This window comes from Bifidobacterium castoris (assembly GCF_003952025.1).
In the GTDB taxonomy this organism is placed as follows: Bacteria; Actinomycetota; Actinomycetes; order Actinomycetales; family Bifidobacteriaceae; genus Bifidobacterium; species Bifidobacterium castoris.
On record NZ_QXGI01000017.1, the window covers coordinates 1 to 5,814 of the forward strand.

Genomic DNA, 5,814 nt, shown 5'->3' on the forward strand with positions numbered 1-5,814 from the left:
TGTGAAGTGTGGGTGCGGCGGCGTGCTACTCTCCCACACCCTGTCGGGTGCAGTACCATCGCCGTGCCAGGTCTTAGCTTCCGGGTTCGGAATGGGACCGGGCGTCTCCCCTGGGCTGTGACCGCCGCAAGACTGTTGTTCTCTTATTTCGTGTTCACCCCTCCCTTGAGGAGGGGTTGGTGGCTGGTTCGGGGACCGGATGGTGGACGCGTGTCGTGTTCGTACCGAAGGAACGAGTGTTCGTTGGTTGCGCGTGTTGATGCTTTGGTTCGTGTGCTGATCCCTCGGGTCGCGTGTCCCGGTCGCGTGCGTCACGCGGGGGCTTGTCGCGGTGGGGGTCGTCTTCGACCGTTAGTGCCGGTCGGCTCCACCCCTCGCGGGGCTTCCACGTCCGGTCTATCGACCACATGGTCTCATGTGGGGTCTCACGCACCCCGCGAAAGGGGGTGCCAGGAATCCTTATCTTGGAGCGGGCTTCCCGCTTAGATGCTTTCAGCGGTTATCCCTCCCGAACGTAGCCAACCGGCCGTGCCGCTGGCGCGACAACCGGCATACCAGAGGTTCGTCCACCCAGGTCCTCTCGTACTATGGGCAGGCCTCCTCAGGATTCCAACGAGCGCAGAGGATAGAGACCAAACTGTCTCACGACGTTCTGAACCCAGCTCGCGTGCCGCTTTAATCGGCGAACAGCCGAACCCTTGGGACCTGCTCCAGCCCCAGGATGCGACGAGCCGACATCGAGGTGCCAAACCATCCCGTCGATATGGACTCTTGGGAATGATCAGCCTGTTATCCCCGGGGTACCTTTTATCCGTTGAGCGATGCCGCGTCCGTACGCCGGCACCGGATCACTATCTCCGACTTTCGTCCCTGCTCGATCCGTCGATCTCGCAGTCAAGCCCGCTTGTGCGATTACACTCGACACCCGATTGCCAACCGGGCCGAGCGGACCTTTGAGCGCCTCCGTTACTCTTTGGGAGGCAACCGCCCCAGTTAAACTACCCGCCAGGCACTCTCCCCGACAAGGCTGACTTGTCCGGGTTAGGCATCAGATGGGGACAGAGCGGTATTTCACTGGTCGACTCCACACACACTGGCGTGCATGCTTCACGGTCTCCCGCCTATGCTACACAATCCGCACCTGATGCCAATACCAAGGTATAGTAAAGGTCCCGGGGTCTTTTCGTCCTTCTGCGCTTAACGAGCATCTTTACTCGTACTGCAATTTCGCCGAGCTCCTGGTCGAGACAGCGGGGAAGTCGTTACGCCATTCGTGCAGGTCGGAACTTACCCGACAAGGAATTTCGCTACCTTAGGATGGTTATAGTTACCACCGCCGTTTACCGGGGCTTGAATTCACCACTTCGCGCCCGAAAGCGCTGATGGATCCTCTTAACCTTCCGGCACCGGGCAGGCGTCAGTGCATATACGGCGACTTGCGTCTTGGCATGCACCTGTGTTTTTGGTAAACAGTCGCTACCCCCTGGCTTGTGCCACCCCCCACCGCTCGAGACCGCACAGGGCCGTCACCGCGGGGGGTCTCCCTTATGCCGAAGGCACGGGAGCGGTTTGCCGAGTTCCTTGACCAGGATTCGCTCGCTCGCTTCGGTATACTCTACCTGACCACCTGTGTCGGTTTGGGGTACGAGCGGCCGCCGACCTCACGCCGAAGCTTTTCTCGGCCGACGGGATCACCGGATATCGGGCCGCAAGGGCCCCCATCATCACGCCTCGCCCCGTACTGCCCCCGGATTTGCCTGGGGGCGGGGCCGCACGCTTGACCAGGGAAAACCACCTCCCCGGCCGGCTACCCGTCCGCGTCACTCCATGCGCTCGACCCCAGACAAGCCACCCGGGACCAGCCAATCGGCGCCATCCCCGAAAGGAGGACGCCTCATGGTGAAACCGGGTATTTCGTAAGGGATCGCTGATCGGTCATACGGCCGGTACGGGAATATCAACCCGTTCATCCATTCGACTACGCCTGTCGGCCTCGCCTTAGGACCCGACTCACCCAGGGACGACGAACGTGGCCCTGGAACCCTTGGTCATCCAGCGGCAGGGATCCTCACCCTGCTCTCGCTACTCATGTCTGCATTCTCACTCCCATGAAGTCCACCACACGGTCACCCGGCGGCTTCGACCCTCATGGGACGCTCTCCTACCACGCCGACCCAAAGGATCGACGTCCGCGTCTTCGGTGGCGTGCTTGAGCCCCGCTACATTGTCGGCGCGGAACCACTAGACCAGTGAGCTGTTACGCACTCTTTCAAGGATGGCTGCTTCTGAGCCAACCTCCTGGCTGTCTATGCGACTCCACATCCTTTCCCACTTAGCACGCGCTTGGGGACCTTAGACGACGGTCTGGGCTGTCTCCCTCTCGACGACGGAGCTTATCCCCCGCCGACTCACCGCCGGCATACACGCGACAGGTATTCGGAGTTTGGTTGCTGTTGGTACCCGGTACGGGCCCGCAAGCATCCAGTAGCTCTACCCCCTGCGCGCAATCAACCGACGCTGCACCTAAATGCATTTCGGAGAGAACCAGCTATCACGGAATTTGATTGGCCTTTCACCCCTAACCCCAGGTCATCCCCTCAGTTTTCAACCTAAGTGGGTGCGGTCCTCCACGCGGTCTTACCCGCGCTTCAACCTGCCCAGGGCTAGATCATCCCGCTTCGGGTCCAGGACACGCGACTGACAACGCCTTTTCAGACTCGCTTTCGCTACGCATACGCCACACGGCTTATGCTCGCCACATGCCACTGACTCGCAGACTCATTTTTCGATAGGCACGCCGTCACCCCCCGCAAGGAAGGCTCCGACGGTTCGTAGGCGCACGGTTTCAGGAACTCTTTCACTCCCCTCCCGGGGTGCTTTTCACCTTTCCCTCACGGTACTCGTCCACTATCGGTCAGACAGCTATACTCAGGCTTACCCAACGGTCTGGGCGGATTCACACGGGATTCCACGAGGCCCGCGCTACTCGGGACACGCGATCGCCAGACCATGCGCGTTCGGCTACGGGGCCATCACCCTCTACGGCCCGGTATCCAACCCGGTTCGCCTCACACACGGTATTTATCACTGACGCCCGGCACGTCGGCACCGGGACACACGCTCCCACGACACCGCGGCCGCAACCCCCGACGGGTATCACACGACCACGGTTTAGCCATCATCCGCTTTCGCTCGCCACTACTCACGGAGTATCCTCTCCTGCAGGTACTGAGATGTTTCACTTCCCTGCGTACCCCCCGCAACACATGCGGTGCCAGCCCATGACGGCTGGCGGGTTGCCCCATTCGGAAACCCTCGGATCAAAGCCATGTCGGCGGCTCCCCGAGGACTATCGCGGCCCCACGCGTCCTTCATCGGTACTGTCTGCCAAGGCATCCACCACTGCGCCCTTCACAACGACCAACCCACCAGCCCGAAGGCCCATAGGCGACGGCCGCCGCGAACACACAACGAAAAACACAACAACTTGTGTCCAACTGGAACACTCGACTATCAGATCATCACACACATCAACCACACCCCCGCAAGGGCATGGCCGACACGAAACAAACGAACGAACACACACACCCGCCAACCAAGGACGGATGCATCCAGGCCGCACCACCCCACCCGACAGGGAAAGGACGATGCGCCTCGGTTCATTCACAGTACGAACACCAACCACACCCCCACACAAAAGAGGAAGCATGGCCGTTGCTCGCGTCCACTCTCCAGTTCTCAAACCACCACCACACCACAAGCCCCGCACGACACCACAAGCATCACGCAAGGCCCATGGGCGCGGAACACCCACCCCCGAAGGGGCGTGGCGATCCGGGGACCCAACAGCATGCACCGCACCACGACCCCCGACCCCGCAGGCCGGAGACCAAACCTTCGATCTCTTCCACACCAGCAAGGACGACCCCCCACCCCACACAGGGCGGGCGAACCGGTCGCCCCACAACACGGACGCCACACAGGCGCCCCGCAAAAACTCCGTAGAAAGGAGGTGATCCAGCCGCACCTTCCGGTACGGCTACCTTGTTACGACTTAGTCCCAATCACGAGCCTCACCTTAGACGGCTCCCCCCGCAAAAGCGGTTGGGCCACCGGCTTCGGGTGCTGCCCACTTTCATGACTTGACGGGCGGTGTGTACAAGGCCCGGGAACGCATTCACCGCGGCGTTGCTGATCCGCGATTACTAGCGACTCCGCCTTCACGCAGTCGAGTTGCAGACTGCGATCCGAACTGAGACCGGTTTTCAGCGATCCGCCCCATGTCACCATGTCGCATCGCGTTGTACCGGCCATTGTAGCATGCGTGAAGCCCTGGACGTAAGGGGCATGATGATCTGACGTCATCCCCACCTTCCTCCGAGTTGACCCCGGCGGTCCCGCATGAGTTCCCGGCATAACCCGCTGGCAACATGCGGCGAGGGTTGCGCTCGTTGCGGGACTTAACCCAACATCTCACGACACGAGCTGACGACGACCATGCACCACCTGTGAACCCGCCCCGAAGGGAAACCCCGTTTCCGGGATCGTCAGGCACATGTCAAGCCCAGGTAAGGTTCTTCGCGTTGCATCGAATTAATCCGCATGCTCCGCCGCTTGTGCGGGCCCCCGTCAATTTCTTTGAGTTTTAGCCTTGCGGCCGTACTCCCCAGGCGGGATGCTTAACGCGTTAGCTCCGACACGGAACCCGTGGAAAGGGCCCCACATCCAGCATCCACCGTTTACGGCGTGGACTACCAGGGTATCTAATCCTGTTCGCTCCCCACGCTTTCGCTCCTCAGCGTCAGTAACGGCCCAGAGACCTGCCTTCGCCATTGGTGTTCTTCCCGATATCTACACATTCCACCGTTACACCGGGAATTCCAGTCTCCCCTACCGCACTCAAGCCCGCCCGTACCCGGCGCGGATCCACCGTTAAGCGATGGACTTTCACACCGGACGCGACGAACCGCCTACGAGCCCTTTACGCCCAATAAATCCGGATAACGCTTGCACCCTACGTATTACCGCGGCTGCTGGCACGTAGTTAGCCGGTGCTTATTCGAACAATCCACTCAACAGGCCCGAAGACCTGCCTTGCCCTTGAACAAAAGCGGTTTACAACCCGAAGGCCTCCATCCCGCACGCGGCGTCGCTGCATCAGGCTTGCGCCCATTGTGCAATATTCCCCACTGCTGCCTCCCGTAGGAGTCTGGGCCGTATCTCAGTCCCAATGTGGCCGGTCACCCTCTCAGGCCGGCTACCCGTCAACGCCTTGGTGGGCCGTCACCCCGCCAACAAGCTGATAGGACGCGACCCCATCCCATGCCGCAAAAGCATTTCCCACACCCCCATGCGGAGGGCGCGGAGCATCCGGCATTACCACCCGTTTCCAGGAGCTATTCCGGTGCATGGGGCAGGTTGGTCACGCATTACTCACCCGTTCGCCACTCTCACCCCGGCAGCAAGCTGCCAGGGATCCCGTTCGACTTGCATGTGTTAAGCACGCCGCCAGCGTTCATCCTGAGCCAGAATCGAACCCTCCACAAAAAACCTTCATGAAGAGCCAAACGGCCCCAAAAGAAAAAGACGGACCATCCAATAAGGAAGGACGGTCACACAAAAACCCCGACACCCATCAAACCCCCTCGGGTACCACACGGGCGGGCATCGGACTGGCAATCAAAGACCACCACACAACCACAAAAAGGGTCGCATGATGAAGTAGTACAGTACACACTATTGAGTTCTCAAACCACCACACACAGCCAGATCACACCGGAACCCAGTCCCGAAGCTCACCAACCGGCAGCAAGA

3 rRNA genes are annotated in these 5,814 nt (G+C 60.5%); all 3 read right to left on the reverse strand.

The window, feature by feature from the left end:
• Window positions 1–12 precede the first annotated feature (12 nt).
• Window positions 13–129 (reverse strand): 5S ribosomal RNA (gene rrf, locus D2E22_RS10350).
• A gap of 203 nt (window positions 130–332) precedes the next feature.
• Window positions 333–3,424, reverse strand: a 23S ribosomal RNA gene (locus tag D2E22_RS10355).
• Between the two features lie 581 nt (window positions 3,425–4,005).
• Window positions 4,006–5,547: ribosomal RNA gene (locus D2E22_RS10360) — 16S ribosomal RNA — on the reverse strand.
• Together the 16S, 23S and 5S rRNA genes form the textbook arrangement of a ribosomal RNA operon.
• Window positions 5,548–5,814: the final 267 nt, after the last annotated feature.